Genomic DNA, 24,140 nt, shown 5'->3' with positions numbered 1-24,140 from the left:
CTCCCTGCCTCAGTGGCAGGGCTTCACGAGCTCGAGTGACCGGCGCACCGGCCCGGCCAGCTCGGCGATGACGGCCGCCGGCCCGGACGGGCGGTAGTCGGCCGGGACCTCGACCCGGACGATCGGCCGGTAGCCCACGGCGGTGAGCGTCACGTCGGCCGACTGGTCGTCGATGGTGGCGGGATCGACGTACCACCCCACGCCGTTGGCGACCTCGCAGGAGGAGAACTCGTCGAACCCCTTGGGTACGTCGACCCCGCAGGTCAGCGTGATCGCCGGGTCGCCCCAGGCCGCGCCCGGCGCGTCCGCGGGCGTGACCGTGCGGCGGTCCTGCTCGGCCAGGGTGTCGGGGAGCGCAGCGACGAGACGGTCGCAGGCGGCCGCGTCGTCGGCGCCCAGCGAGGGGCCGTCGACCTCGACGTCACCGCCGCCCGACGAGCAACCGGCGGCCAGCACGAGCAGGGCGGACGCGACGGCGCCCCGCGTCCGGAGGGACACGGGGCGCCGACAGCGTGCGTGGGTGTGCACGGGGCCCGTCAGTGGGCTCAGATGTGCACGACCGGGCAGGTCAGGGTGCGCGTGATGCCGTCGAGGTTCTGCACCTTCGACACCACCAGCTTGCCGAGCTCGTCGACGTTGCGGGCCTCGGCCCGCACGATCACGTCGTACGGTCCGGTGACGTCTTCGGCGAGCGTGACGCCCTTGACCTGGGCAATGGCGGTGGCAACCTCGGCGGCCTTGCCGACATCGGTCTGGATCAAGATGTACGCCTGGACGACCATCGTGGACTCCTTGTTGTTACCGGGGTTGAGATCCGGTGCGTTGACCGGCTTCTGTGCTCGTCAACCTACCCTGCCCGATGCCGTGCCGATAGGGAGTCTCGGGGTGCCGCACCCGCGAGTCGCCCTCCGATCTGGTGGGATGGGCGCATGGCCTTCCCCCCTGACGCCACACTCGCCGACGCGGGCGAGTTCGGCCTCATCAGCGCGCTCACCGACCTCTTCGCGCAGGGACCGCACGTCCTGATCGGTCCCGGCGACGACGCCGCCGTGCTGCGGGTGAAGACCGGACACGTGGTCGTCTCGACCGACCTGATGGTCGAGGGCCGGCACTTCCGCCGCGACTGGGCATCGGCCTCCGACGTGGGCCACCGCGCCGCCGCCCAGAACCTCTCCGACATCAACGCGATGGGCGGCCGCGCCACCTCGCTGACCATCGGTCTCGCCGCCCCCGCCGACCTGCCGGTGGCCTGGGCGCTGGAGTTCGCGCAGGGCTTCGCCGACGAGTGCGCCCTCGTCGGCGCGAGCGTCGTCGGGGGAGACCTGACGCGCTCCGACCAGCTCGTCATCGCCGTGACCGTCCTCGGCGCCTGCACCCAGGCGCCGGTCGTCCGCTCGGGCGCGGAGCCCGGCGACGTGGTCGCGATCTTCGGCCGCCAGGGCTGGGCGGCCGGTGGGCTCGCGGTCCTCGGCCGCGGCTTCCGCTCGCCGCGCGTGCTCGTGGAGGCCTACCGCCGCCCCGAGCCGCCGTACGACGCCGGTGCTGTGGCCGCCGAGGCCGGCGCCACCGCGATGATCGACATCTCCGACGGCCTGCTCGCCGACGCCGGCCACATCGCCGAGGACTCCGGGGTGTCGATGGACATCTTCCGCTCGGCCTTCGACGTGGCCGAGCCGCTCCAGGCCGTCGGATCGGCGCTCGGTGCCGACCCGCTCCAGTTCATCCTCGGCGGCGGGGACGACCACGCCCTGCTCGCCACCTTCCCGGCCGGAAGCGTCCCGGAGGGCTGGCACGTCATCGGCGAGGTGGCCGAGGCCGCAGACGACGGGCCGCGCGTCACCGTCGACGGGGCGGCGTACGACGGCCCGACCGGCTGGACGCACTTCTGAGCTGGACGCCGGCGGGCGGGATCACCGGTGGACCGGTGATCCCGGACGTTCTGGGGGGTTGCAACCCTCCAGAACGTCCGGGAGTGCCCGGGCAGTGATGCGCGTGGTGCAGGTGGTGCGCCCCCGGCCCGACCCCGACCTCCACGGCGCCAACGCGGAAAAGGCCGCCACCCCGAGGGGTGACGGCCTTCCGTGAAGACTCAGATCAGCGGGTGACCTTGCCGGCCTTGAGGCAGCCGGTGCACACGTTGAGGCGCTTGGGGGTGCCGTTGACCGTGGCACGCACGCGCTGGATGTTGGGGTCGAAGCGACGCTTCGTGATCTTGCGCGACCACGGCCGGTTGTTGCCGAAGCCAGGCTTCTTGGCGCAGATGTCGCAGACGGCAGCCACCGTGAACTCCTGAAAAATCGAGGTACGAGAAAAAGGGGCCCGAACGAGCGGGCAACCGAGCCAGAGTATCCGATTGCCCCGCTCCGGTGCGAATCGATGCAGAGCCACTAATCTGTGGCCCTCAACCGGGTGGGCAGCCGCAAAGGTGTCAGACATCCGGCGGATCACCCGAATCGGCGACACGAGGCAGGCGATGGAAGCACCCGAGAGCGGCAGCATCCAGCTCGCGACCGTGCTGCTGTTCGTCGACATCGCGACCGACGCCCTCGCCGAGGCGCGCGAGGAGATCGACGCCCTCAACGTCTATCCCGTGCCCGACGGCGACACCGGCACCAACATGTACCTCACCGTCTCCGCCGCCCGCGAGGCCATCCGCGAGGCCAGCGCCGGCGACCCCCACGCCGACCGCCGTACGTCGCTCGCCGCGTGCAGCCGTGGCGCGCTGCTCGGCGCCCGCGGCAACTCCGGGGTCATCCTGAGCGTGATGCTCGGCGCCGTCTGCCGCCGGATCGCCTCGTCGACCGAGGGGGAGCGCAACGCGCAGATCATGGCCGACGCGCTGACCGAGGCCGCCGACGCGAGCTACGCCGCGGTCGGCACCCCCGTCGAGGGCACGATCCTGACGGTCGCCCGGGCGGCGGCCGTGGCCGCCAACGAGTGCGCGGCCCGCGAGGACGCCCGCGCCCGCGACGTGATGGTCGCCGCCGCCGTCGGCGCCCGCACCGCCCTGGCCCACACGCCCGAGCAGCTCAAGACGCTCGCCGACGCCGGGGTCGTCGACGCCGGTGGCCGTGGCCTGAGCGTCATCCTCGACGCGGCCGAGACCGTGCTGACCGGCCGGCGCCCGATCCCGGTGACCAGCCCCATCGGCCGCTACGCCATCCCGATCCCACAGCCCTCCGAGGTCGTCGAGGGCGACCTGACGGCCGACGGTCCGTCGTACGAGGTGATGTACCTTCTCGACGCCGAGGACGACCGCATCCCGGTGCTGAAGAAGACCCTGGCCGGGCTCGGTGACTCGCTCGTCGTCGTCGGCAACGAGGGGCTGTGGAACGTCCACGTCCACGTCGACGACGTCGGCGCCGCGATCGAGGCCGGCATCGAGGCCGGCCGTCCCCACCGCGTCCGCGTGACCCACTTCGCCGAGCAGGTGGCCGAGTCCGCCCAGCGCGCCAGCTCCCGCACCGGTCGTCGCATCGTCACGGTCTCCGCCGGTCCCGGGCTCACGGCCCTGTTCGAGGAGGCCGGCGCAGTCGTGGTCGAGGGCGGGCCCGGACGCCGGCCGTCCGCCGGCCAGCTCCTCGAGGCCATCACCGCCTGCGGGGCGGCCGAGGTCGTGGTGCTGCCCAACGACGCCGACTCGGTCCGCGTCGCCCAGATCGCGGCCCGCACGGCCGAGGAGGACGAGGGCATGCGCGTCGCCGTCGTCCCCACCCAGGCGCAGGTGCAGGGCCTGGCCGCGCTGGCCGTCCACGAGCCCGGCCGCAGCTTCGACCAGGACGTCCTCGAGATGACCGCCACCGCCCGGCACGCCCGCCACGGCGCGGTCACCGTGGCCGCCAAGCAGGCCATCACGATGGCCGGCCCGTGCGAGCCCGGCGACGTGCTCGGCGTCATCGCCGGCGACTTCGCCGTGATCGGGGACGACCTCGAGCGGGTCGCCACCGACGTCCTGGACCGCCTCCTGGGTGGTGGCGGCGAGCTGGTCACGATCGTGGCCGGCGCGGGGGAGGGCCACGGCGCCCTCGCCGAGCGCTGCGCCGCCTGGGTGGAGGAGCACCACCCCCACGTCGACGTCGTGTCCTACGAGGGCGGCCAGGACCGCTACCCGCTGCTGGTGGCCGTCGAGTGATCGGGCTCGACTCGCCGATCGAGACCGTCCTCGGTGACCAGGCGACCAAGCGCAAGAAGATCGTCGAGGGGCTCGGCCTCCGCACGGTCGGCGACCTGTTGCGCCACTTCCCGCGCCGCTACGTCAAGACCGGCGAGCTGACCAAGGTCGCCGAGCTCGAGGACGGCCAGATGCTCACCATCGTCGGCCAGATCACCCGCTCGAAGGTCAACACCTACACCGACCGGCGCACCGGCCGGACGGCGTACCGCCTCGACACCGTCGTCTCCACCGACGGCCCCAGCCTGAAGATGACGTTCTTCGCCAAGTCCCAGCACGTCGGCGAGTGGCACGCCCGGCGGCTCCCGGTCGGCCGTCGCGGCATCTTCGTCGGCAAGGTCAGCTCCTTCCGCCAGGAGTGGCAGCTCACCAACCCGCAGATGGCGCTGTTCGGCCCCGACGACGCCGGCGACGAGAGCGCGCAGGCCACCCTCGACGCGATCGGCGACCTCTACCCGATCTACCCCCTGACCAAGGGCGTCGACTCGTGGGACCTCCAGCGCGCCATCACGTTCGCCCGCACGGTCCTCGACGAGCTCCCCGAGCTGCTGCCCGACGCCGTCCGGGAGCAGTACGCCGTCGTGGACGCGCGTCAGGCACTCGACTGGATCCACGCCCCCGACGACTACGCACAGGTCGGCGCCGCCCACAAGCGCTACCGCTTCGAGGAGGCCCTGGTCACCCAGCTGGTGCTGATGCGCCGCCGGCGGGCCACCCAGGCGCTCGGTGCCCGGGCGCGCACCGGCGACCAGGGGCGGCTGCTCGAGGCCTTCGACCAGCGGCTGCCCTTCGAGCTGACCCGCGGCCAGGCCGAGATCGGCGCCGAGCTGGAGCACGACCTGGCCCAGCCGCACCCGATGAACCGCCTCCTGCAGGGTGAGGTCGGCTCCGGCAAGACCCTCGTCGCCCTCCGCGCGATGCTCCGCACCGTCGACTCCGGCGGCCAGGCCGCGCTGCTGGCTCCCACCGAGGTGCTCGCCCAGCAGCACCACCGCTCGATCAGCGCCCTGCTCGGCGACCTCGCCGCGGGCGGCATGCTCGGCGGCTCGGAGGACGCCACGACCGTGGCCCTGCTGACCGGTTCGATGGCCAAGGCCCAGCGGGCCGAGGCGATGCTGCGGATCGCCAGCGGCGAGGCCGGCATCGTCATCGGCACCCACGCCCTGCTCGAGGAGAAGGTCTCCTTCGCCGACCTCGGCCTGGTCGTCGTCGACGAGCAGCACCGCTTCGGTGTCGAGCAGCGCGCGGCCCTCACGTCCAAGGCCGGCGCCCCGCCCCACGTCCTCGTCATGACCGCCACCCCGATCCCGCGCACCGTCGCGATGACCGTCTTCGGCGACCTCGAGACCTCCACCCTCACCGAGCTGCCCGCCGGCCGCGCCCCGATCCAGACCAACGTCGTGCCGCTCGCCGAGCAGCCGGCCTGGATCGCCCGCGTCTGGGAGCGCGTCCGCGAGGAGGTCGGCAAGGGCCACCAGGCCTACGTCGTCTGCCCGCGGATCACCGGCGACGAGCTCGAGCAGGGTGAGACCGACCAGCGCGACCTCGACGAGGACGGCAACGAGACCGCCGCGCCGGCCGGCTCGCTGGCCGCCGTCGAGGACGTCGTCGCCGAGCTCTCCGAGGGGCCACTGCACGGCCTGCGGGTCGCGATGCTGCACGGCAAGCTGCCGCCCGACGAGAAGGACCGCACCATGCGGGCCTTCGCGGCCGGGGAGATCGACGTCCTGGTCTCGACCACCGTGATCGAGGTCGGCGTCGACGTCGCCAACGCCACCGCGATGGTCCTGCTCGACGCCGACCGGTTCGGCGTCAGCCAGCTCCACCAGCTTCGCGGCCGGGTCGGTCGTGGCGGTCATCCCGGCCTCTGCCTCCTGGTCTCGCGCGCCGAGGTCGGCACGCCCGCCCGCGAGCGTCTCGACGCGGTGGCGAGCACCACCGACGGCTTCGAGCTCAGCCGCGTCGACCTCGAGCAGCGCCGCGAGGGCGACGTCCTGGGTGCCTCCCAGAGCGGATTCCGATCCAGCCTCCAGACCCTGCGCGTGCTGCGGGACGAGAAGACGATCCTGGCCGCCCGTGCGGCCGCCGAGGACCTCCTCGACCGTGACCCGGACCTCCTGGAGAGTCCGTTGCTGGGGGCCGCGGTGGAATCGTTGGAGCAATCACGGCAGTCTGACTTCATGGAGAAGTCATGAGGGGCCGTCTGCTCGCGACCGGGGACCACGTTCCCCGATGACGCGGATCATCGGCGGCTCAGCGGGGGGCCGCCGGATCGCCACCCCTCGCGGCTCGAGCACCCGTCCCACCAGCGACCGCGTCCGGGAAGCACTCTTCTCGGCCGTCGAGTCGTGGTGCGGCTCGCTCCACGGCCTGCGCTTCCTCGACCTGTACGCCGGCTCCGGCGCCGTCGGCCTCGAGGCCTGGTCTCGCGGCGCCGGCGTCGTGACGCTCGTGGAGCAGGACCGCAAGACCGCGTCGCTGATCGCCGAGAACGCCCGCAGCCTGGGCTACCCGCGGGCCCACGTCGTGGCCGCCGCGGTGTCGGGCACGCTGCGCCGGCTCCCGACGGCGCCGTACGACGTGGCGTTCCTCGACCCGCCCTACCCCCTGGGCGAGGCCGAGGTGGCCGACGACCTGGGCGCGCTGGTCGAGCACGGCTGGCTCGTCCCGGGGGCCATGGTCGTGGTCGAGCGCTCCGTGCGCAGCCCCGAGCCGACGTGGCCCGACGGCATCACGGGCACCCGCGAGAAGAGGTACGGCGAGACGGTGCTTTGGTACGGTCACGCCGCCGCGCCCCCGACGGACACCCTGCCCGAGAACCCCGAGAACAAGGAGTAACCGTGCGCCGAGCCGTCTGCCCCGGATCCTTCGACCCGGTCACCAACGGGCACCTCGACATCGTCAGGCGAGCCTCGACGCTCTTCGACGAGGTCGTCGTGGCCGTGGGCGTCAACAAGTCCAAGAACCGGCTGTTCAGCGCCGAGGAGCGCATCGCGATGCTCGAGAAGGCGTGCGCGGGCTTCGACAACGTCCGCGTCGACGGTTTCACGGGGCTGCTGACGGACTTCTGCAAGGAACGCGACATCCACGCCATCGTCAAGGGCCTGCGTGCGGTCAGCGACTTCGACTACGAGCTGCAGATGGCGCAGATGAACTCCTCGCTCACCGACGTCGAGACGGTCTTCGTCCCGACCAGCCCGGAGTGGTCGTTCCTGGCCTCCAGCCTGGTCAAGGAGGTGGCGATGTTCGGCGGCGACGTGTCGAGCCTGATTCCCGGCTTCGTGCACGAGGCGCTCGTCGCGCGCCTGGCCGAGCGCCGCGCCGACGGCGACGCGTGATGCGCGCAGTTTGGTCGCGCAACCCCAAGACCGTTAACATTCTGGGCGATCTGTTGTGCCTCGAACCGGAAGTGATCTCCTGAGCAAACTGGACCCGAGAGCGCCGCTCGTGCTCGACACCCGCGAGCTCGGCCGCCGCCCGGGGTCCCAGCGCGAGGTGACACGCACGGTTCCGGCACCTGCAGATCTGGGCATCGAAGTCCTTCGTGTCCCCGAAGGCTCGCCGGTCGAACTCGACCTGCGGCTGGAGGCGGTCATGGAGGGTGTGCTGGTCACGGGCACGGCGGAAGCCGCGCTCGAGGGTGAGTGCGTGCGGTGCCTGGAGCCGATCGAGGACGAGATGTCCGCGACGTTCCAGGAGCTGTACGTCTACGACGACCCTCACGACAAGCATTCCTCTCCTGAGGAGGATGATGAGGTCAGCAAGCTCCAGGACGACCTGCTCGACCTGGAGCCTGCACTGCGCGACGCGGTGGTGCTCGCACTGCCGTTCCAGCCGCTGTGCGAGGACGACTGTCCCGGACTGTGCACCGAGTGTGGTGCGCGCCTGGCCGACGATCCCGAGCACGACCATGCGGCACCGATCGACCCCCGCTGGGCAGGGCTGACCACGCTCCAGCAGGACCCCGAAGCATCTGAGTAATTCACACGCGGCCGGAAGTTCCGGTCCTGGTAGAGGAGAAAACTGTGGCTGTCCCGAAGCGGAAGATGTCGCGCAGCAACACGCGTCACCGTCGTTCGGCCTGGAAGGCCGTTGCGCCGACCCTGGTGACCTGCGCGAACCCCGCCTGCGGTGCCAAGCACCTCCCGCACCGTGCGTGCGGCGAGTGCGGCCAGTACGGCGCTCGCGCTGACCGTCGTCAGGTTCTCTGATCCCGCCGGTCCACTGAGCAACTACGGCGAGCTGCGAGCAGCGCTCGGGGATCCGATCCTGGACCCCGAGCTGCTCGAGCGAGCCCTCACCCACCGGTCGTACGCCTACGAGAACGGCGGCCTGCCGACCAACGAGCGCCTGGAGTTCCTGGGCGACTCGGTGCTCGGCGTCGTCGTGACCGAGACGCTCTACCGCGCCCACCCGGACCTCTCCGAGGGCCGGCTGGCGAAGCTTCGTGCGGCGGTCGTCAACGCCCGTGCCCTGGCCGAGGTCGGCCGCGGGATCGGCGTCGGCGACCACGTCAAGCTCGGGCGCGGCGAGGAGTCGACCGGGGGCCGCAACAAGGCCTCGATCCTCTCCGACACCGTCGAGGCCGTGATCGGTGCCGTGCACCTGTCCGGCGGTGGCTTCGAGACCTCCGCCGAGGTCGTCCACCGCCTGTTCGACCCGCTCATCGAGGCCGCGTCCGCCCTCGGTGCGGGCCTGGACTGGAAGACCTCCCTCCAGGAGCTCTCCGCCGAGCACAGCCTCGGGGTGCCCGAGTACGTCATCGCCGACGAGGGCCCCGACCACATGAAGACCTTCACCGCGCAGGTGCGGGTCGGCGAGGGCCTCTACGGCAACGGCGTCGGCCGCTCCAAGAAGGAGGCCGAGCAGGCCGCCGCGGAGACGGCCTACGGCGAGATCGCCGCCGATCTCGGGGTCGAGGACCCCGCGATCGGCGCGGCCCACTCGGCCGCCCGCAAGAACTGACGCCGGGCCTCCCGTGCCCGAGCTGCCCGAGGTCGAGGTCGTCCGCGCCGGCCTCGAGCGCCACGTCCTCGGCGCCACCATCACCCGCGTCGACGTGCTCCACCCACGGCCGGTGCGCCGCGACCTGCGCGGCCCGGCCGGGTTCGCCGCCGCCCTGACCGGGCGCCGGATCGAGGCCGCGCGCCGCCGCGGCAAGTATCTCTGGCTGCCGCTCGACAACGGCGACGCGCTGCTCGGCCACCTCGGCATGAGCGGCCAGATGCTGGTCCAGCCGCCCGAGGCCCCCGACGAGCGTCACCTCCGGGTCCGGCTCGCCCTGGCGGGCGCGGCCGAGGGCCGCGAGCTCCGGTTCGTCGACCAGCGGATGTTCGGCGGCCTGTCGGTCTCCGCCGGGGGAGCCGTGCTGCCGCCCGAGATCGCCCACATCGCCCGCGACCCCCTCGACCCGGAGTTCGACGACGACGAGTTCGTCCGCAAGGTCCGCAAGCGCGCCTCGGGCGTCAAGCGGCAGCTGCTCGACCAGAACCTCGTCAGCGGCGTCGGCAACATCTACGCCGACGAGGCGCTGTGGCGGGCCCGCGTGCACGGCGAGCGGCCGGGGGAGCGGCTGACCGCGACCCAGGTCCGCGAGCTGCTCGGTCACGCCCGCACCGTCATGACCGATGCCCTCGGCCAGGGCGGCACGTCCTTCGACGCCCTCTACGTCAACGTCAACGGGGAGTCGGGCTACTTCGACCGCTCGCTGCACGCCTACGGTCGCGAGAACGAGCCCTGCGACCGGTGCGGCACGCCCATCCGCCGGGTCGCGTTCATGAACCGGTCGTCGTACTTCTGCCCGGTCTGCCAGCCGGCCCCGCGCACCCGCCGTCCGCCGTCCGCCCACCGGCCCCTACCCCAGCATTTGCCGACGGCGGATTGACCGGACGCGGCTCTGGTGGGACTCTTGAAGACGGCCCGCTACCGCGTGCTGTCCCTCCCACTCGGAAGGCTTGTCCATGGCCAAGGCGCTGATCGGCTACATGAACAGCGACCTGCGGACCCCGGCTCGTCTCACCGCCGAGAATGCTCGGCTGCGGGCGCGCGTGGGCGAGCTGGAGTCGCTCGTGCTCCGGCTCAGCGAGGAGAACGACCGGCTGACGGCCTCCCAGGCCGCCCAGCTGCTCGACCTCGAGTCCGCCGCACTTCAGGAGATGCAGCCCGCCTGAGGCACCCGCGCGCACGACCGGTGGCGTGACCATCCGGCGTTCGCGCCGTTGGAGCGTCATGCGCCTCCTCGCCTCGCTCGCCGCAACCCTCACGCTGGGTGCCGCCGCCGTCGGCGTCGCCGCTCCGGCGTCTGCCCACGGTGACCACACGGGACCCCACGGCAACCAGACGGTACTCGTGCCGGGCACGGGCAGCACGCTGCTCTCGAGCCCCAACGTCACGCACCTGTCGGCCAACCCCTCCCAGGTCGGCATCTCGGGGTGCTTCATGCGCACCGCGCCGGTCCTGGTGACCAGCGGCGCCGACTCGGTCCGGGTCTGGGACGTCACCGACGCCGCCCACCCCGCGCTGGTCGGCGTGCTGCCCAACGCGCTGTTCGAGAACGAGGCGATGAACTGCGGCGAGCGCCGCACCGCCGACGGCATCGCGCGCTTCGCGCTGATCGGCGTCGACTCGGTGCAGTCCTCGCCGGGCGACATCCAGCACTCCAACGTCGGGGGCGGGGAGATGATCGTCGTCGACGTCACCGACCCGACCAACCCCGTGATCCGCTCCCGCGCGCCCGGCACGACGAGCACCCACACGGTGGCCTGCGTGACGTCGGCCAACTGCCGCTACGTCTACTCGGCCGGCGAGGGCAACCACTTCTCGATCTTCGACCTGCGCGACCTCGACCACCCCCAGGAGGTGGACGCGAAGCCCGGCGAGGAGGGCGTGCAGCCGTTCTGGTCGCCGACCGCGGGCCACAAGTGGAACTTCGACGCCGCCGGCTACGGCACCCACACCGGCTGGAACGGCGCCTCGATCTGGAGCACCGACAACCCGGCCAAGCCCCACCTGGTCACGACGACCGGGCGGGCCGGCAAGGGCAAGGACCCGGCGTACCCCGGCTGGAACAACTTCATCGAGCACAACTCCTTCCGCCCCAATGCGCGGGCGTTCAAGCCCGGCTCCGCGCCGTCCTTCGCGCACGGCAACGTGCTGCTGACGACCGAGGAGGACTACGAGCAGACCGACTGCACCCAGGCCGGGTCCTTCCAGACCTGGTGGGTCAAGCGGCTCGACGGCACCCCGTCGGCGATCGTCCCGCTGGACAAGGTCGAGCTCTCCGACCTCGGTGACTTCCCGCTCCCCCAGGGCGCCTTCTGCTCCTCCCACTGGTTCGACTTCCACCCCAGCGGCATCGTCGCGGTCGGCTTCTACGGCGGCGGCACGCAGTTCGTCGACGCGCGCGACCCGCGGCACCTGAAGTCCTACGGCTACGCCGTGTGGGGCTCCTCCGAGGTCTGGGACAACATGTGGGTGCCCGTCTACGACGCCCAGGGCCACCAGACCGGCGCCAAGAGCAACGTCGCCTACGCCATCGACCTGGTCCGTGGCCTCGACGTCTACGCCGTCGACCTCCCCGGCGACGGGATCGGCGCGCGGCCGGCCGCCTCCGTCGTCCCCGACAGCACGCTGGTGGACCGGGCCCAGGACGGCGTCGTCCCGATCGGGCTGGTCGGTGCGGCGATGGCCCTCACCATCGGTGTGCGCCGCCGCCAGCGCACGCGCGCCTGAGTCGAAAACCGGAGGAAACCCTGGCCGCTCGGGGCTAGGGTTTCCTGCTTGTGAGCAGCCTGGTCGAAGCCGTCGTCCCGTCGCGCCTCGGGAGCGGGTTCCGGTGGCTGCTGGCCTCGTCGTGGATCTCCAACCTCGGCGACGGCATCGCCATCGCGGCGGGCCCGCTGCTGGTCGCCTCCCAGACGCACGACCCCTTCGTCGTCGCCCTGGCGGCGCTGCTGCAGTGGCTGCCGCCGATGCTCTTCGGGCTGTACGCCGGCGCGCTGTCCGACCGGCTCGACCGCCGCGCCATCGTGGTCACCGTCGACCTGCTGCGCGCGGTCGTGCTGGTGCTGCTCGGGTTCACGGTCATCACCGGCACGGTGTCGGTGGCCGTCGTGCTGCTCGGGCTGTTCCTGCTCGGCACGGCCGAGGTGTTCGCCGACAACACCTCGCAGACGCTGCTGCCGATGATCGTGGCGCGCGACGACCTGGCGTTGGCCAACTCGCGCCTCCAGACCGGCTTCATCACGGTCAACCAGCTGGCCGGGCCGCCGATCGGCGCCGCGCTGTTCGCGGCGGGGATGTCGACGCCGTTCCTGACCCAGGCGGTTCTCGTCGCGGCGGGCGCACTGCTCGTCTCGCGCGTGGTGCTGCCCGAGCACGGCCGGGCCACCGAGACGCCGACCCGGATCCGCGAGGACATCGCCGAGGGATTCCGCTGGGTCTGGCACCACGCGGCGGTCCGCACCCTGGTGCTGACGATCTTCACGTTCAACATCACCTTCGGCGCCGCCTGGTCGGTGCTGGTGCTCTACGCGACGGTGCACCTGGGCATGGGGGCGGTCGGCTTCGGCCTGCTCACCACGGTCTCGGCCGTCGGCGGCCTGGCGGGCACGCTGTCCTACACGTGGATCACGGCCCGGGTCAGCCTCGGCAACATCATGCGCATCGGGCTGGTGATCGAGACGTTCACGCACCTGTTCCTCGCGCTCACGACCGTCCCGTGGGTGGCCCTGGTGATCTTCTTCGTCTTCGGCGCCCACGCGTTCATCTGGGGCACCACCTCGATCACCGTCCGCCAGCGTGCCGTGCCGACCGACCTCCAGGGACGGGTCGGGGCCGTCAACGGCGTCGGCGTCTTCGGCGGCCTCGTGATCGGCTCCGGCATCGGCGGCGTGATCGCGCGGCAGTGGGGTGTGACCGCGCCGTTCTGGTTCGCCTTCGTCGGGTCGGCCGTCTTCGTCGTCCTGATCTGGCGCCAGCTCACCCACATCGCGCACGCCGACGAGGAGCCGGTCGGCACGAGTCCTTCGAGCCTCCCCTGAACCGGGGGCGCCGCCGGGTAGGGTGAGCGGCGCTGTACCCGTCACCGGGCTTCCCCCTCGTGGCTGTGAACCCCTGCAGCCATCGATGCAGTGTCGTGCACGGACCCGGCCACCCGGTGGGTCCGAGGATGTGAGGAGCCCGCGTTGTACCTGAAGAGCCTGACCCTCAAGGGGTTCAAGTCCTTCGCCTCCTCCACCACGCTGCAGCTGGAGCCCGGCATCACCTGCATCGTGGGCCCCAACGGCTCGGGCAAGTCCAACGTGGTCGACGCCCTCGCCTGGGTCATGGGCGAGGCCAGCGCCAAGTCGCTGCGCGGCGGCAAGATGGACGACGTCATCTTCGCCGGCACCTCCGGCCGCCCCCCGCTGGGCCGCGCCGAGGTGCTGCTGACCATCGACAACTCCGACGGGGCGCTCCCCATCGAGTACGCCGAGGTCACGATCAGCCGCACGATGTTCCGCAGCGGCGGGTCCGAATACGCCATCAACGGCAGCTCGTGCCGCCTGCTCGACGTCCAGGAGCTGCTCTCCGACTCCGGCATCGGCCGCGAGATGCACGTGATCGTGGGGCAGGGCCAGCTCGACTCGATCCTGCACGCGACCCCCGAGGACCGGCGCGGCTTCATCGAGGAGGCCGCCGGCGTCCTCAAGCACCGCAAGCGCAAGGAGAAGGCGCTCCGCAAGCTCGACTCCACCGAAGGCAACCTCACCCGGCTCTCCGACCTGCTCAGCGAGATCCGCCGCCAGCTCAAGCCCCTGGGCCGCCAGGCCGAGGTGGCCCGCAAGGCCGCGGCCGTCCAGGCCGACGTGCGCGACGCCCGCGCCCGCCTGATGGCCGACGACCTGGCCACGGCGCGCACCTCGCTGGAGCAGGAGATGGCCGACGAGTCGGTGCTGCTCCAGCGGCGCGAGGAGGTCGAGGGAGCCCTGGCGCGCACCCGGGAGGCCGAGGCCGCCCTCGAGGCCGCGCTCCGCGAGGACCTGCCGGCGCTGGCCGCCGCCCAGGAGACCTGGTTCGCCCTGTCCGGCCTGCGCGAGCGGCTCCGCGGCACCCAGTCGCTGGCCGCCGAGCGGGTCCGCAACGCCGCCGGCACCCGCGACTCCGAGGAGCAGCACTCCGGGCGCGACCCCGAGCAGCTCGAGGCCGAGGCCGAGCGCGTCCGTCAGCAGGAGCAGCAGATCGGCGCCGAGGTCGAGGCCCACCGCCAGGCGCTCGAGCTGGCCGTCACCGCGCGCCGCGGCGCCGAGGAGGCCGCGGCCGAGGAGGAGCGGCGCGTCGCCGGGCTCCAGCGGGCTGCCGCCGACCGCCGCGAGGGGCTCGCCCGCCTGCACGGCCAGGTCAACGCCCTGAAGTCGCGCGCGGCCGCCGCCGATGACGAGGTGGGCCGGCTGGGCGTGGCCCGTGAGGACGCCCTCCGCCGCGCCGAGCGCGCCCAGCGCGACTTCACCTCGCTGGAGACCAAGGTCGCCGGGCTCGACGCCGGCGAGGAGGGGCTCGACGCGGAGCACGAGGCCGCCAGCGGCCTGCTCGACGACATCGAGGAGCGGCTCGCCAAGGCCCGCGACGAGGCCCAGCAGGCCGACCGCGACCGGTCCACGCTCGCGGCCCGCAAGGACGCGCTGGAGATGGGCCTCAACCGCAAGGACGGCGCCGGCGCGCTGCTCGCCGCCAGCGACCAGGTCTCCGGCCTGCTCGGCTCGGTCGCCGCGCTGCTCTCGGTCCGCGCCGGCTACGAGGCCGCCGTCGCCGGTGCGCTCGGGTCGGCCTCCGACGCCGTGGCCGTGCAGGACGCCGATGCCGCGATCGCGGCCATCGGGCACCTCAAGGACGACGACCTCGGTCGGGCCGGACTCATCCTCGGTGGCGCCGGCGACGCCGACCGCGACTGGCCGGGCCTCCCGGGCCACGCGACGTACGCCGTCGACGTCGTGGAGTGCCCCGACGCCCTCGGTGGCGCGCTGGCCCGGCTGCTCTTCAAGGTCGCGGTCGTCGACGACCTCGCGGCCGCGCAGCTCCTCGTCGCCCAGCTTCCCGACGTCACCGCCGTCACCCGCGAGGGCGACGTGCTCGGCGCCCACTTCGCCTCCGGCGGATCCTCCAAGCAGCCCAGCCTGATCGAGATCCAGGCCGCGGTCGACGAGGCCTCGGCCCAGCTCGCCGAGGCCATCGCCGCCTCCGAGCGGCTCGGGTTCGACATGTCCCGGCTGGAGGCCGAGCGCCTCGACGCCCAGAAGCGCGTCGACGTGGCGCTGGCCAAGCTGCACGAGTCCGACGCGACCCTGGCCGCCGTGGCCGAGGAACTCGGCCAGTACGGCTCCCAGGCCCGCGCCGCCCGCGGCGAGGCCGAGCGCGTCGCCGCGGCCATCGAGAAGGCCCAGGCCGCCCGCGACCAGGACCTCGCCGGCCTCGCCGAGCTCGAGGAGCGCCTCGCCCGCGCGGAGGACGTCTCCGAGGAGGAGCCCGACACCGCCGAGCGCGAGCGCCTCGTCGAGGAGGCCCGCACCTCCCGCCAGGCCGAGATGGACGCCCGCCTGTCCCTGCGCACCTCCGAGGAGCGCGCCCGCGCCCTGCACGGACGCGCCGACTCCCTCGTGCGCGCCGCCCGCGCCGAGCGCGAGGCCCGCGCCAAGGCCGCCGAGCGTCGCGAGCGGTTGCTCCGCGAGGGCCGTGCTGCGGAGGCCGTCGGAGTCGCCGTCGGCTTCGTGCTCGGCCGGCTCGAGGTCTCCATCCACCGCGCCACCGAGGCCCGGACCGCCGTCGAGCAGGCCCGGCAGGGCCGCGAGCAGGAGCTGCTCGACGTCCGTGCCCGGCTCCGCGACCTCGGCCGCGAGCACGACGAGCTCGTCAACTCCGTCCACCGCGACGAGATGGCCCGCACCCAGCAGCGGATGCGCATCGAGCAGCTCGAGGAGCGTGCCCTCGAGGAGCTCGGCCTCGACCCCGAGGGCCTGGTGGCCGACTACGGCCCCGACCAGCTCGTCCCGGCCACCTCGCCCGACGAGGACGGCACCTTCCCCGAGCCGGTCGCCTACGTCCGTGAGGAGCAGCAGAAGCGGCTCCGCACGGCCGAGCGCGCCCTGGCCATGCTCGGCAAGGTCAACCCGCTCGCCCTCGAGGAGTTCTCGGCGCTGGAGGAGCGGCACAAGTTCCTCACCGAGCAGCTCGAGGACCTCAAGAAGACCCGCAAGGACCTCCTCGACATCGTCAAGGAAGTCGACGACCGCGTCGAGCAGGTCTTCACCGAGGCCTACGCCGACGTGTCTCGCGCCTTCGACGCGACGTTCGCGCGGCTCTTCCCGGGTGGCGAGGGCCGCCTGGTCCTGACCCAACCCGACGACATGCTCAACACCGGCATCGAGGTCGAGGCCCGCCCCGCCGGCAAGAAGGTCAAGCGGCTCTCGCTGCTGTCCGGTGGCGAGCGCTCGCTCGTGGCGGTCTGCTTCCTCGTCTCGCTGTTCAAGGCCCGCCCCTCGCCGTTCTACATCCTCGACGAGGTCGAGGCCGCGCTCGACGACACCAACCTCGGCCGCCTCCTGGAGATCTACGAGGAGCTCCGCGAGAACTCCCAGCTGCTCGTGATCACCCACCAGAAGCGGACCATGGAGGTCGGCGACGCGCTCTACGGCGTCACCATGCGCGGTGACGGCGTCTCGGCCGTCATCAGCCAGCGGCTCCGCGAGGTGGAGCCGGCGTGACGGAGTCCCGCCCCCGCCGCGCCGACTACGTCGCGTGGCGCACCGTCACCACGCGGTGGCGCGACGACGACGCCTACGGCCACCTCAACAACGCGACCTACTACGAGCTCTTCGACACCGCCGTCAACGCCCACCTCTACGAGGCGACCGGGCAGGACGTCCGGCGGCTGCCGCAGATCGGGGTCGTGGCCGAGACGTCGTGCCGCTACTTCCGCGAGATCGGCTTCCCGGCGCCCATCGAGACCGGGATGGTCGTCGACAAGGTCGGCACCTCGTCGGTGATCTACCGGATCGGGCTCTTCCAGGGCGACAGCGACGAGGCGGCCGCCGAGGGGCGGTTCGTGCACGTCTACGTCGACAACACCGACCCGGCCCGGCCGGTCACCCCGATGCCCGACGTGATCCGCGCCGCAGTGGAACCCCTGCTCCGGATGCCCTGATCCGGGACGTCACCACGGGTGTGACAGCGTGGGCAACGGGGTAAGACACCTGTGACCCACCCCGGGAGGAACCCACCGTGCTCGTCATCATCGTCGTGATGCTCGTGATCCTGGCGCTCGCCGGACTCGTCGTGACCTACGTGGCCTTCCCGCACCGCGGGGAAGAGGTTCCCAACGCCTCGTGGCTGGGCGAGGCGATGACCAAGGCCGTCGAGGCCGCCCCCACGATCGACAACACCGCGCCCGAGCAGGCCGAGCCCGCGGGCGAGTGGCGCCCCGCCACCGACCGCGCCTCCTGACGCCGGAAGCCCCTCCCCGCGCGATGCCGGGGGAGCGGCGGCTCTCTGATTGGATTGCGCCATGACACTCCTGGTGCTGTTCGTCCTCATCGGCGTGGTTGCCGTGGCCGCCGTCGGCCTCGGAGTCACCTTCCTGGTGAGCTCCCGGCGCGGTCGCGTCGAGCCGCCTCGTGGTGGCACCGACGTCATCGCGCCTCCGACCGAGGCACCGACCGAGCGGCCGACCGCGACACCGACCGATGTGGCGCCCCCGGCGCCCGTCGAGGTCGAGCCGGCGGCCCCGGTCCTGGAGAAGCCCGAGGGCACCGCCTCCCGACTGGTGCGGCTCCGCCAGCGCCTCTCCGGCTCCCAGGGCACCCTGGGTCGCGGCCTGCTCGCGCTGCTCTCGCGCGACCGGCTCGACGAGGACACCTGGGAGTCCATCGAGGACACCCTGCTGACCGCCGACATCGGCGTCGCCCCCACCCAGCAGCTCGTCGAGAAGCTGCGCACCCGCCTCCGCGTGGACGGCTCCGACGCGGGCGACGCCCGCAGCGTGCTCCGTGAGGAGCTGCTCGCGCTCGTCGACCCGACCATGGACCGCCGCCTGCAGGTCAGCGGTGCCGACGGCAAGCCCGGCGTCGTACTCGTCGTGGGCGTCAACGGCGCCGGCAAGACCACCACCGTCGGCAAGATCGCCCGCATCCTCGTCGCCGAGGACCGCTCCGTCGTGCTCGGTGCCGCCGACACCTTCCGCGCCGCCGCCGTCGAGCAGCTCGCGACCTGGGGCGAGCGCGTCGGCGTCGAGGTCGTCCGCGGTCCCGAGGGCACCGACCCCGCCAGCGTGGCCTTCGAGGCGGTCAAGGAGGGCGTGGACCGGGGCGTGGACACCGTCATCGTCGACACCGCCGGCCGCCTCCAGAACAAGGCCGGCCTCATGGACGAGCTCGGCAAGGTCAAGCGCGTCATCGAGAAGCAGGCGCCCGTGACCGAGGTGCTGCTCGTCCTGGACGCCACCACGGGCCAGAACGGCATGATCCAGGCTCGCGTCTTCAGCGAGGTCGTGGACGTGACCGGCATCGTGCTGACCAAGCTCGACGGCTCCGCCAAGGGCGGCATCGTGGTCGCCGTCCAGCGGGAGCTCGGCGTGCCGGTCAAGCTCGTCGGGCTCGGCGAGGGTGCCGACGACCTCGCGCCGTTCGACTCCGGGGCGTTCGTCGACGCCCTCCTCGGCTGACGCCAGTCGAGTCGATGCTCCTATGACGCGTCAAGCCGCGATGTCGGGGGTGTTGAGGGCTCGTAGGTCTTGTCGCAGCAGGGTGAAGAGTTCGCGGGCGAGGTAGCGCTTGAGCTTGCGGCGCAGGTGGGGGTCCGACTTGGCATCGGTGGTGCGGGCGGCGATGTAGGCCCTGGTCGGTGGGTGGTGGCAGAGCCGGTTGAGGGTGGCCATGTGCAGGGCACTGTTGGCTTGTCGGTTCCCGCCGCGGTTGAGGCGGTGACGTTGGGTCTTCCCCGAGGAGGCCGGGATTGGACTGGTGCCGCAGAGGGCGGCGAAGCCGGCCTCGCTGTGGAACCGTTCGGGTTGCTCGCCGATGGCGATCAGCAGTTGTGCCACGGTCTGGGCCCCGACACCGGCCGCGGCACTGGTGGCCGGGGCGATGGCCCTGGTCAGGGCCGCGATGTCGGCGTCGAGTTCGGTGATCTCCGCGGTGAGCGCCAGGACTCGGCGGGCCAGTCCATGCAGGGCCTTCTTGGCGGCCTGGACGGGGTCGGTGAGTCTGTTGGTGTCGCGGGTGACGCGGAACCGCACGCAGTGGGTGGCCAGGGTGTGTTTGGTCAGGCCGGTCAGTTGTTCGCGGAGTTCTTGGGGCGCGGTGACCCTGAGCTGGTGCATCTGGTTGAGCGTGGCGGTGCGCTGCTTGACCGCGGAGTCGCGTTGCAGCTTCAGCATCCGCAGCGACTCCACGGCCCCGGTGTTGATCTTGGCGGCTCGGGCGTGACCGGCCAACGCGGTCCGGGCGGCTGCCTCGGCGTCGTAGGCGTCGGTCTTCCCGCGGCGTCGGCGGCTGGCCCGGTCGGGCCGGTTGATCTCGAGAACCTCGACATCGTGGCGGTGCAGGTGACGGGCCAGGCCGGCGCCGTAGGAGCCGGTTCCCTCGACCCCGACCTGGGCCAGTGGTCCCCAGGCGCGGAGCCAGGCCAGTAGTTCGGCATAGCCCTGGACCGTGGTCGCGAAGACCGCGGTGCCCAGCAGCGCGCCGAGTGCGTTGACCGCGGCCGCGACGTGGAAGTCCAGGTGGGTGTCCACGCCGCCGTAGATCCCGACCTGGGCGGACTCGATCTGTGTGTGGTTGTGAGTCATGCTGGTGCCGTCCTTTCAACAGGGACAGCGCGCCGAGCCGGGTCACGGACAAACCAGTGATGAGACCTCAGCCAGGCTCCTATCAAGTCACGAGCCCGGCCGGCGCGCCCTGAATGCGCATCGAGCTGGGTCGTGGAGAACGCGCGATCGAATCGACTCAAAGTCAGTCAGCGACGACAGGGCGCAACTCGGGTCAGCACGTCCTCCACGACACCGAGACAAGTCTCACTGGCGCAACTGCCGGGCTCAGACGGGTCGAGCCGGCCCAAGTGCCCGGTGGTGACGGGCGCCCGCGCGCGTGGCCGACCCTCTCCCGGCGTGTCGGCCGAGCAGCGCGCAGTCCCGCGTGCGCACGATCATCATTTCTGGGCGCTCAGTGATGATCCTGCGCACTCCTGGGGTCGGAATCACCGGTCACCCGGTGATTCCGACCCCAGCGGCTACTTGCCGCACCCCACCAGCCCGGGTTGTGAGCTGAGACGCTGTTCACACGGAAGTAACACAGGGCAGGAACTCGTTTCCTGACCGCAACACAGGGACACGAGCGGTGAAACGTCCTCACCGGAGTGTTGCCGGCAAGTGGGATGCGAACCTCGTAGACAGAGCGGTCGACCAGGGGAAACGTCTCGAAACTGGCAACTCCTGGAGGTTCTGTGGACGGCTATTACGCCTTCATGCTGGTGGCGACGGCTCTCGTCCTGATGATGACTGTTCCGGCCCTGGCGCTCTTCTACGGCGGCATGACCCGCTCCAAGTCGGTCCTGAACATGATGATGATGTCCTACGCCGCCTTCGCGGTGGCGGCCATCGTGTTCGTGCTGTGGGGCTGGTCCGAGGGCTGGGGTGCCGATGGCGCCGGCAACGCCAACGGCAAGCTCATCGCCAACCCGTTCGACATGTTCGGGCTCGACGGCGTCTCGCACATCAACTACATCTACGTGCTCTTCCAGCTCACGTTCGCAGCCATCACGGTCGCGCTGATCTCGGGCGCCATCGCCGACCGCGTCAAGCTGTCGTCCTGGATCGTGTTCGTCCCGATCTGGCTGACGCTGTGCTACTTCCCGATCGCCCACAACGTCTGGGCCGGCGGGTGGCTCGCGAGCCACTGGGTCGCCCAGGACTACGCCGGTGGCACCGTGGTGCACATCAACGCCGGTATCGCCGGTGGTGTGCTCGCGCTGATCATCGGCAAGCGGGTCGGCTTCATGAAGGAGCCGATGAAGCCGCACAACCTGACGCTCACCATGATCGGCGCCGGCCTGCTGTGGTTCGGCTGGTACGGCTTCAACGTCGGCTCCATCGTCTTCACGAGCGACTCGCTGGCGAGCCCGGAGGCCTTCTCCGCGCAGTTCCAGAGCGAGACCGGCGTGACGTTCATGAACACCACCATCGCCACCTGCGCCGCCATGCTCGGCTGGCTGCTGATGGAGCGGATCCTGCACGGCAAGGCCACCTCGCTCGGCGCTGCCTCCGGCATCGTCGCGGGCCTGGTCGCCATCACTCCCGCCTGTGGGGCCGTGAACCTGGTCGGCGCGATCATCGTCGGCACGGTCGCCGGCATGGCCTGTGCCGCCGCGGTCGGCCTGAAGTTCAAGTTCGGCCTGGACGACTCGCTCGACGTCGTCGGCGTCCACCTCGTCGGTGGTCTCGTCGGCACCCTGCTGATCGGCTTCGTGTCCACCTCGACCGCCCCGGGCGGCATCGACGGACTCTTCTACGGCGGCGGCCTGACGTCGCTCGGCCACCAGACCCTCGCCGCGCTGTTCACGGTCGTGTGGACCGGTGTGCTGACCACGGTCATCGCCCTGCTCATCAAGTACACGATCGGGTGGCGCGTCACGGCCGAGTCCGAGGTCGAGGGCATCGACAGCGACCAGCACGGTGAGGCGGCCTACGACCTGCACAGCGGCTTCGGCGGCGGCGGCAGCGGCTCCTCGACCTCCGTCCTGGCCAAGAGCACCGTCACCGAAGGGGTGAACGCATGAAGCTCGTGACCGCGGTCATCAAGCCGCACAAGTGGGAGGACGTCCGTGAGGCCCTCGAGACCTTCGGGGTGACGGGCATGACCGTCTCCGAGGTCAGCGGCTACGGCCGCCAGAAGGGCCACACGGAGGTCTACCGCGGGGCGGAGTACGACATCGCCCTGGTCCCCAAGATCCGCATCGAGATCGTCGTGGACGACGGTGACGCCGAGGACGTCGTCGGCATCGTCGTCAAGACCGCCCAGACCGGCCGCATCGGGGACGGGAAGGTGTGGGTCAGCCCCATCGAGACCGTCGTCCGGGTCCGCACCGGCGACCGCGACGAAGCAGCACTCTGACTGATCTCCCGGCGGTCGGCACGCACGCCGAGCCGGCCGCCGGGAGGGTCCGACCCGACTCATCTCACACGGGAGAGGCGGGTCGTTAACATGCCTGAAACAATCGGGCAGCGCGCTCGTAACAGCCGCTGGCGAGGGTGGGCGCCCATGACCCCCGCCGCGACCGTCCTCCTCGCCGCGCCCTCGCTGGACACCGGCGACACCGCCTGGCTGCTCGCCTCCAGCGCCCTGGTGCTGCTCATGGCCCCCGGCCTGGCCCTCTTCTACGGCGGCATGGTCCGCTCCAAGAGCGTGCTGAACATGATGATGATGACGTTCGGCGCGCTGGCCGCGATCGCGGTCCTCTGGGTCCTGGTCGGCTACTCGCTGGCCTTCGGCGACGACGTCGGCCTCGGCCTGCTCGGCGACCCGACGCAGTACGCCGGCCTCGGCCAGCTGATGTCCCCGGACAGCAACGGCGACTCGACGGTCCCGGTGATCCTCTTCGCCGTCTTCCAGGGCCTCTTCTGCGTCATCACCGGCGCGCTGGTCTCCGGGGCGATCGCCGACCGGGCCCGCTTCGGCTCCTGGATGGTCTTCGTCTCACTGTGGACCCTCGTCGTCTACGCCCCGGTCGCGCACTGGGTGTTCGACTTCTCCAGCGGCGACCACGTCGGCGGCTGGCTGGCCAACCGGGTCGGCCTGGTCGACTTCGCCGGCGGCACCGCCGTCGAGATCTGCTCCGGCGCCTCGGGCCTGGCCCTCGCGGTCGTGCTGGGCCACCGGGTCGGCTTCGGCAAGGACCCGATGCGTCCGCACAACCTGACGCTGGTGATGCTCGGCGCCGGCCTGCTGTGGTTCGGCTGGTTCGGCTTCAACGCCGGCTCCGCCCTGGGCGCCAACCAGGCCGCCGCGGTCGTCTTCACCACCACGCTCCTCGCCGGGGCCGCCGGTGCGCTCGGCTGGCTCCTCCTCGAGCGCTTCCGCGACGGGCACGCGACCTCGCTGGGCGCCGCCTCGGGCATGGTGGCCGGCCTCGTCGCGATCACCCCCTCCTGCGGCTCGCTGACCCCGGTCGGCGCCATCGTGATGGGCGCCGTGGCCGGCGCCGTCTGCGCGCTGGCCGTCGGCCTGAAGTACCGCTTCCGCTACGACGACTCCCTCGACGTGGTCGGCGTCCACCTCGTCGGCGGTCTCGTGGGCACCTTCGGCATCGGGCTGCTGGCCACCGCGGCCGCCCCGACCGGCGTGGACGGGCTTCTCTACGGCGGCGGCGTGGACCAGCTCGGCAAACAGCTGCTCGGCGGTGGCGCGGTGCTCGCCTACGCGTTCGTGATGTCGGGCATCCTTGGTCTCGTCGTGGACAAGCTCATGGGCTTCCGCATCGACGAGGAGCACGAGATCAACGGGATCGACCTCGTCGTGCACGCGGAGAACGCCTACGACCTGCATGCCACCGCGGGCGCCCGCTCGTCGGGGACCGGAGTGTTGAACGTACGGGAGGAAACTCGATGAAGCTGGTCACCGCGGTCATCAAGCCGCACAAGTGGGAGGACACCCGGGTCGCGCTCGAGACCGTGGGCGTCACCGGCATGACCGTGTCCGAGGTCAGCGGCTACGGCCGGCAGAAGGGGCACACGGAGGTCTACCGCGGCGCGGAGTACGACATCGCGCTCGTCCCCAAGATCCGCCTGGAGATCGTGGTCGCCGACGCCGACGTGGACGCCATCGTCGACGCGATCGTGCGCACCGCCGCCACCGGCCGGATCGGTGACGGCAAGGTGTGGGTCGCTCCGGTCGACTCCGTCGTGCGGGTCCGCACCGGCGACCGCGACGACGCCGCCATCTGACCC

At 71.8% G+C, this 24,140-nt stretch carries 24 protein-coding genes; 20 read left to right on the top strand and 4 right to left on the bottom strand.

What is annotated here, in order from left to right:
• Positions 1-9: 9 nt before the first annotated feature.
• Positions 10-498: a DUF3515 domain-containing protein gene (locus FB382_RS12225; protein ID WP_182539486.1), complete on the bottom strand. Its 489-nt coding sequence runs from the start codon at positions 496-498 to the stop codon at positions 10-12.
• A 47-nt stretch (positions 499-545) separates the two neighbouring features.
• Positions 546-782 (bottom strand): Lrp/AsnC family transcriptional regulator, encoded by a 237-nt coding sequence (locus FB382_RS12220; protein ID WP_028645383.1) that lies wholly within the window; start codon positions 780-782, stop codon positions 546-548.
• A 147-nt stretch (positions 783-929) separates the two neighbouring features.
• Between FB382_RS12220 and FB382_RS12215 the strand changes: the two genes are divergently transcribed.
• Complete coding sequence (locus tag FB382_RS12215; protein ID WP_182539484.1) at positions 930-1,889, top strand: thiamine-phosphate kinase; 960 nt, start codon at positions 930-932, stop codon at positions 1,887-1,889.
• Positions 1,890-2,094: 205 nt separating this feature from the next.
• Here the strand turns inward: FB382_RS12215 and rpmB are convergent, their stop codons facing one another.
• Positions 2,095-2,280: a 50S ribosomal protein L28 gene (gene rpmB, locus FB382_RS12210; RefSeq protein WP_011756723.1), complete on the bottom strand. Its 186-nt coding sequence runs from the start codon at positions 2,278-2,280 to the stop codon at positions 2,095-2,097.
• A 193-nt stretch (positions 2,281-2,473) separates the two neighbouring features.
• On the opposite strand from rpmB, the gene FB382_RS12205 reads away from it, so the two are divergent.
• The 15 genes from FB382_RS12205 to ftsY all read left to right on the top strand — a co-directional run bounded on the left by FB382_RS12205 (position 2,474) and on the right by ftsY (position 18,863).
• Positions 2,474-4,132 (top strand): DAK2 domain-containing protein, encoded by a 1,659-nt coding sequence (locus tag FB382_RS12205; RefSeq protein ID WP_182539482.1) that lies wholly within the window; start codon positions 2,474-2,476, stop codon positions 4,130-4,132.
• The gene (locus FB382_RS12200) at positions 4,129-6,366 is read left to right on the top strand and encodes a DEAD/DEAH box helicase (RefSeq protein ID WP_182539480.1); all 2,238 of its coding nucleotides are present in this window, start codon (positions 4,129-4,131) and stop codon (positions 6,364-6,366) included. Before FB382_RS12205 ends, FB382_RS12200 begins: the two co-directional genes overlap by 4 nt.
• 37 nt (positions 6,367-6,403) lie before the next feature.
• The gene (gene rsmD, locus FB382_RS12195) at positions 6,404-7,009 is read left to right on the top strand and encodes a 16S rRNA (guanine(966)-N(2))-methyltransferase RsmD (RefSeq protein ID WP_182539478.1); all 606 of its coding nucleotides are present in this window, start codon (positions 6,404-6,406) and stop codon (positions 7,007-7,009) included.
• A gap of 2 nt (positions 7,010-7,011) precedes the next feature.
• On the top strand, positions 7,012-7,509 hold the full coding sequence (gene coaD / locus FB382_RS12190) for a pantetheine-phosphate adenylyltransferase (protein WP_125038827.1): 498 nt from the start codon (positions 7,012-7,014) through the stop codon (positions 7,507-7,509).
• A gap of 109 nt (positions 7,510-7,618) precedes the next feature.
• Entirely contained in the window at positions 7,619-8,152 is a 534-nt protein-coding gene (locus FB382_RS12185) for a YceD family protein (protein WP_260430977.1), read from the top strand.
• 44 nt (positions 8,153-8,196) lie between these two features.
• Complete coding sequence (gene rpmF, locus FB382_RS12180; protein WP_081790257.1) at positions 8,197-8,382, top strand: 50S ribosomal protein L32; 186 nt, start codon at positions 8,197-8,199, stop codon at positions 8,380-8,382.
• Entirely contained in the window at positions 8,303-9,136 is an 834-nt protein-coding gene (gene rnc, locus FB382_RS12175; RefSeq protein WP_221767667.1) for a ribonuclease III, read from the top strand. The genes rpmF and rnc overlap by 80 nt, the downstream gene beginning before the upstream one ends.
• Positions 9,137-9,149: 13 nt before the next feature.
• On the top strand, positions 9,150-10,055 hold the full coding sequence (gene mutM / locus FB382_RS12170; protein WP_182539476.1) for a bifunctional DNA-formamidopyrimidine glycosylase/DNA-(apurinic or apyrimidinic site) lyase: 906 nt from the start codon (positions 9,150-9,152) through the stop codon (positions 10,053-10,055).
• Between the two features lie 76 nt (positions 10,056-10,131).
• Positions 10,132-10,341: an MreC domain-containing protein gene (locus tag FB382_RS12165; protein WP_125038825.1), complete on the top strand. Its 210-nt coding sequence runs from the start codon at positions 10,132-10,134 to the stop codon at positions 10,339-10,341.
• Between the two features lie 58 nt (positions 10,342-10,399).
• The gene (locus FB382_RS12160; protein WP_182539474.1) at positions 10,400-11,902 is read left to right on the top strand and encodes an LVIVD repeat-containing protein; all 1,503 of its coding nucleotides are present in this window, start codon (positions 10,400-10,402) and stop codon (positions 11,900-11,902) included.
• A gap of 50 nt (positions 11,903-11,952) precedes the next feature.
• Positions 11,953-13,212, top strand: coding sequence for an MFS transporter (locus FB382_RS12155; protein ID WP_182539472.1), 1,260 nt, complete (start codon positions 11,953-11,955; stop codon positions 13,210-13,212).
• A 144-nt stretch (positions 13,213-13,356) separates the two neighbouring features.
• Complete coding sequence (smc, locus tag FB382_RS12150) at positions 13,357-16,908, top strand: chromosome segregation protein SMC (RefSeq protein WP_182539470.1); 3,552 nt, start codon at positions 13,357-13,359, stop codon at positions 16,906-16,908.
• A complete protein-coding gene (locus tag FB382_RS12145; protein ID WP_182539468.1) occupies positions 16,905-17,348 on the top strand; it encodes a thioesterase family protein in 444 nt (147 codons plus the stop codon). The genes smc and FB382_RS12145 overlap by 4 nt, the downstream gene beginning before the upstream one ends.
• Positions 17,349-17,425: 77 nt before the next feature.
• Entirely contained in the window at positions 17,426-17,647 is a 222-nt protein-coding gene (locus FB382_RS12140) for a hypothetical protein (protein ID WP_182539466.1), read from the top strand.
• Between the two features lie 61 nt (positions 17,648-17,708).
• Positions 17,709-18,863, top strand: a complete 1,155-nt coding sequence (gene ftsY, locus FB382_RS12135) for a signal recognition particle-docking protein FtsY (RefSeq protein WP_182539464.1) — start codon at positions 17,709-17,711, stop codon at positions 18,861-18,863.
• A 30-nt stretch (positions 18,864-18,893) separates the two neighbouring features.
• Here the strand turns inward: ftsY and FB382_RS12130 are convergent, their stop codons facing one another.
• The gene (locus FB382_RS12130) at positions 18,894-19,988 is read right to left on the bottom strand and encodes an IS110 family RNA-guided transposase (protein ID WP_182536692.1); all 1,095 of its coding nucleotides are present in this window, start codon (positions 19,986-19,988) and stop codon (positions 18,894-18,896) included.
• Positions 19,989-20,641: 653 nt separating this feature from the next.
• Here FB382_RS12130 and FB382_RS12125 point away from each other — a divergent pair.
• From FB382_RS12125 to FB382_RS12110, 4 genes are all read left to right on the top strand, one after another.
• Positions 20,642-21,973 carry an ammonium transporter gene (locus tag FB382_RS12125; protein ID WP_221767666.1) on the top strand — a complete coding sequence of 444 codons (1,332 nt, stop codon included), beginning with the start codon at positions 20,642-20,644 and terminating at the stop codon, positions 21,971-21,973.
• Entirely contained in the window at positions 21,970-22,308 is a 339-nt protein-coding gene (locus FB382_RS12120) for a P-II family nitrogen regulator (RefSeq protein ID WP_125038818.1), read from the top strand. Before FB382_RS12125 ends, FB382_RS12120 begins: the two co-directional genes overlap by 4 nt.
• Before the next feature lie 147 nt (positions 22,309-22,455).
• Positions 22,456-23,802 carry an ammonium transporter gene (locus FB382_RS12115; RefSeq protein ID WP_182539462.1) on the top strand — a complete coding sequence of 449 codons (1,347 nt, stop codon included), beginning with the start codon at positions 22,456-22,458 and terminating at the stop codon, positions 23,800-23,802.
• A complete protein-coding gene (locus FB382_RS12110; protein WP_125038817.1) occupies positions 23,799-24,137 on the top strand; it encodes a P-II family nitrogen regulator in 339 nt (112 codons plus the stop codon). Before FB382_RS12115 ends, FB382_RS12110 begins: the two co-directional genes overlap by 4 nt.
• Positions 24,138-24,140: the final 3 nt, after the last annotated feature.

The sequence above is a fragment of the Nocardioides ginsengisegetis genome (assembly GCF_014138045.1).
Lineage (GTDB): Bacteria > Actinomycetota > Actinomycetes > Propionibacteriales > Nocardioidaceae > Nocardioides > Nocardioides ginsengisegetis.
The sequence above is the reverse complement of the archived record's forward strand: the minus strand, read 5'-3'. Positions and strand labels throughout refer to the sequence as shown.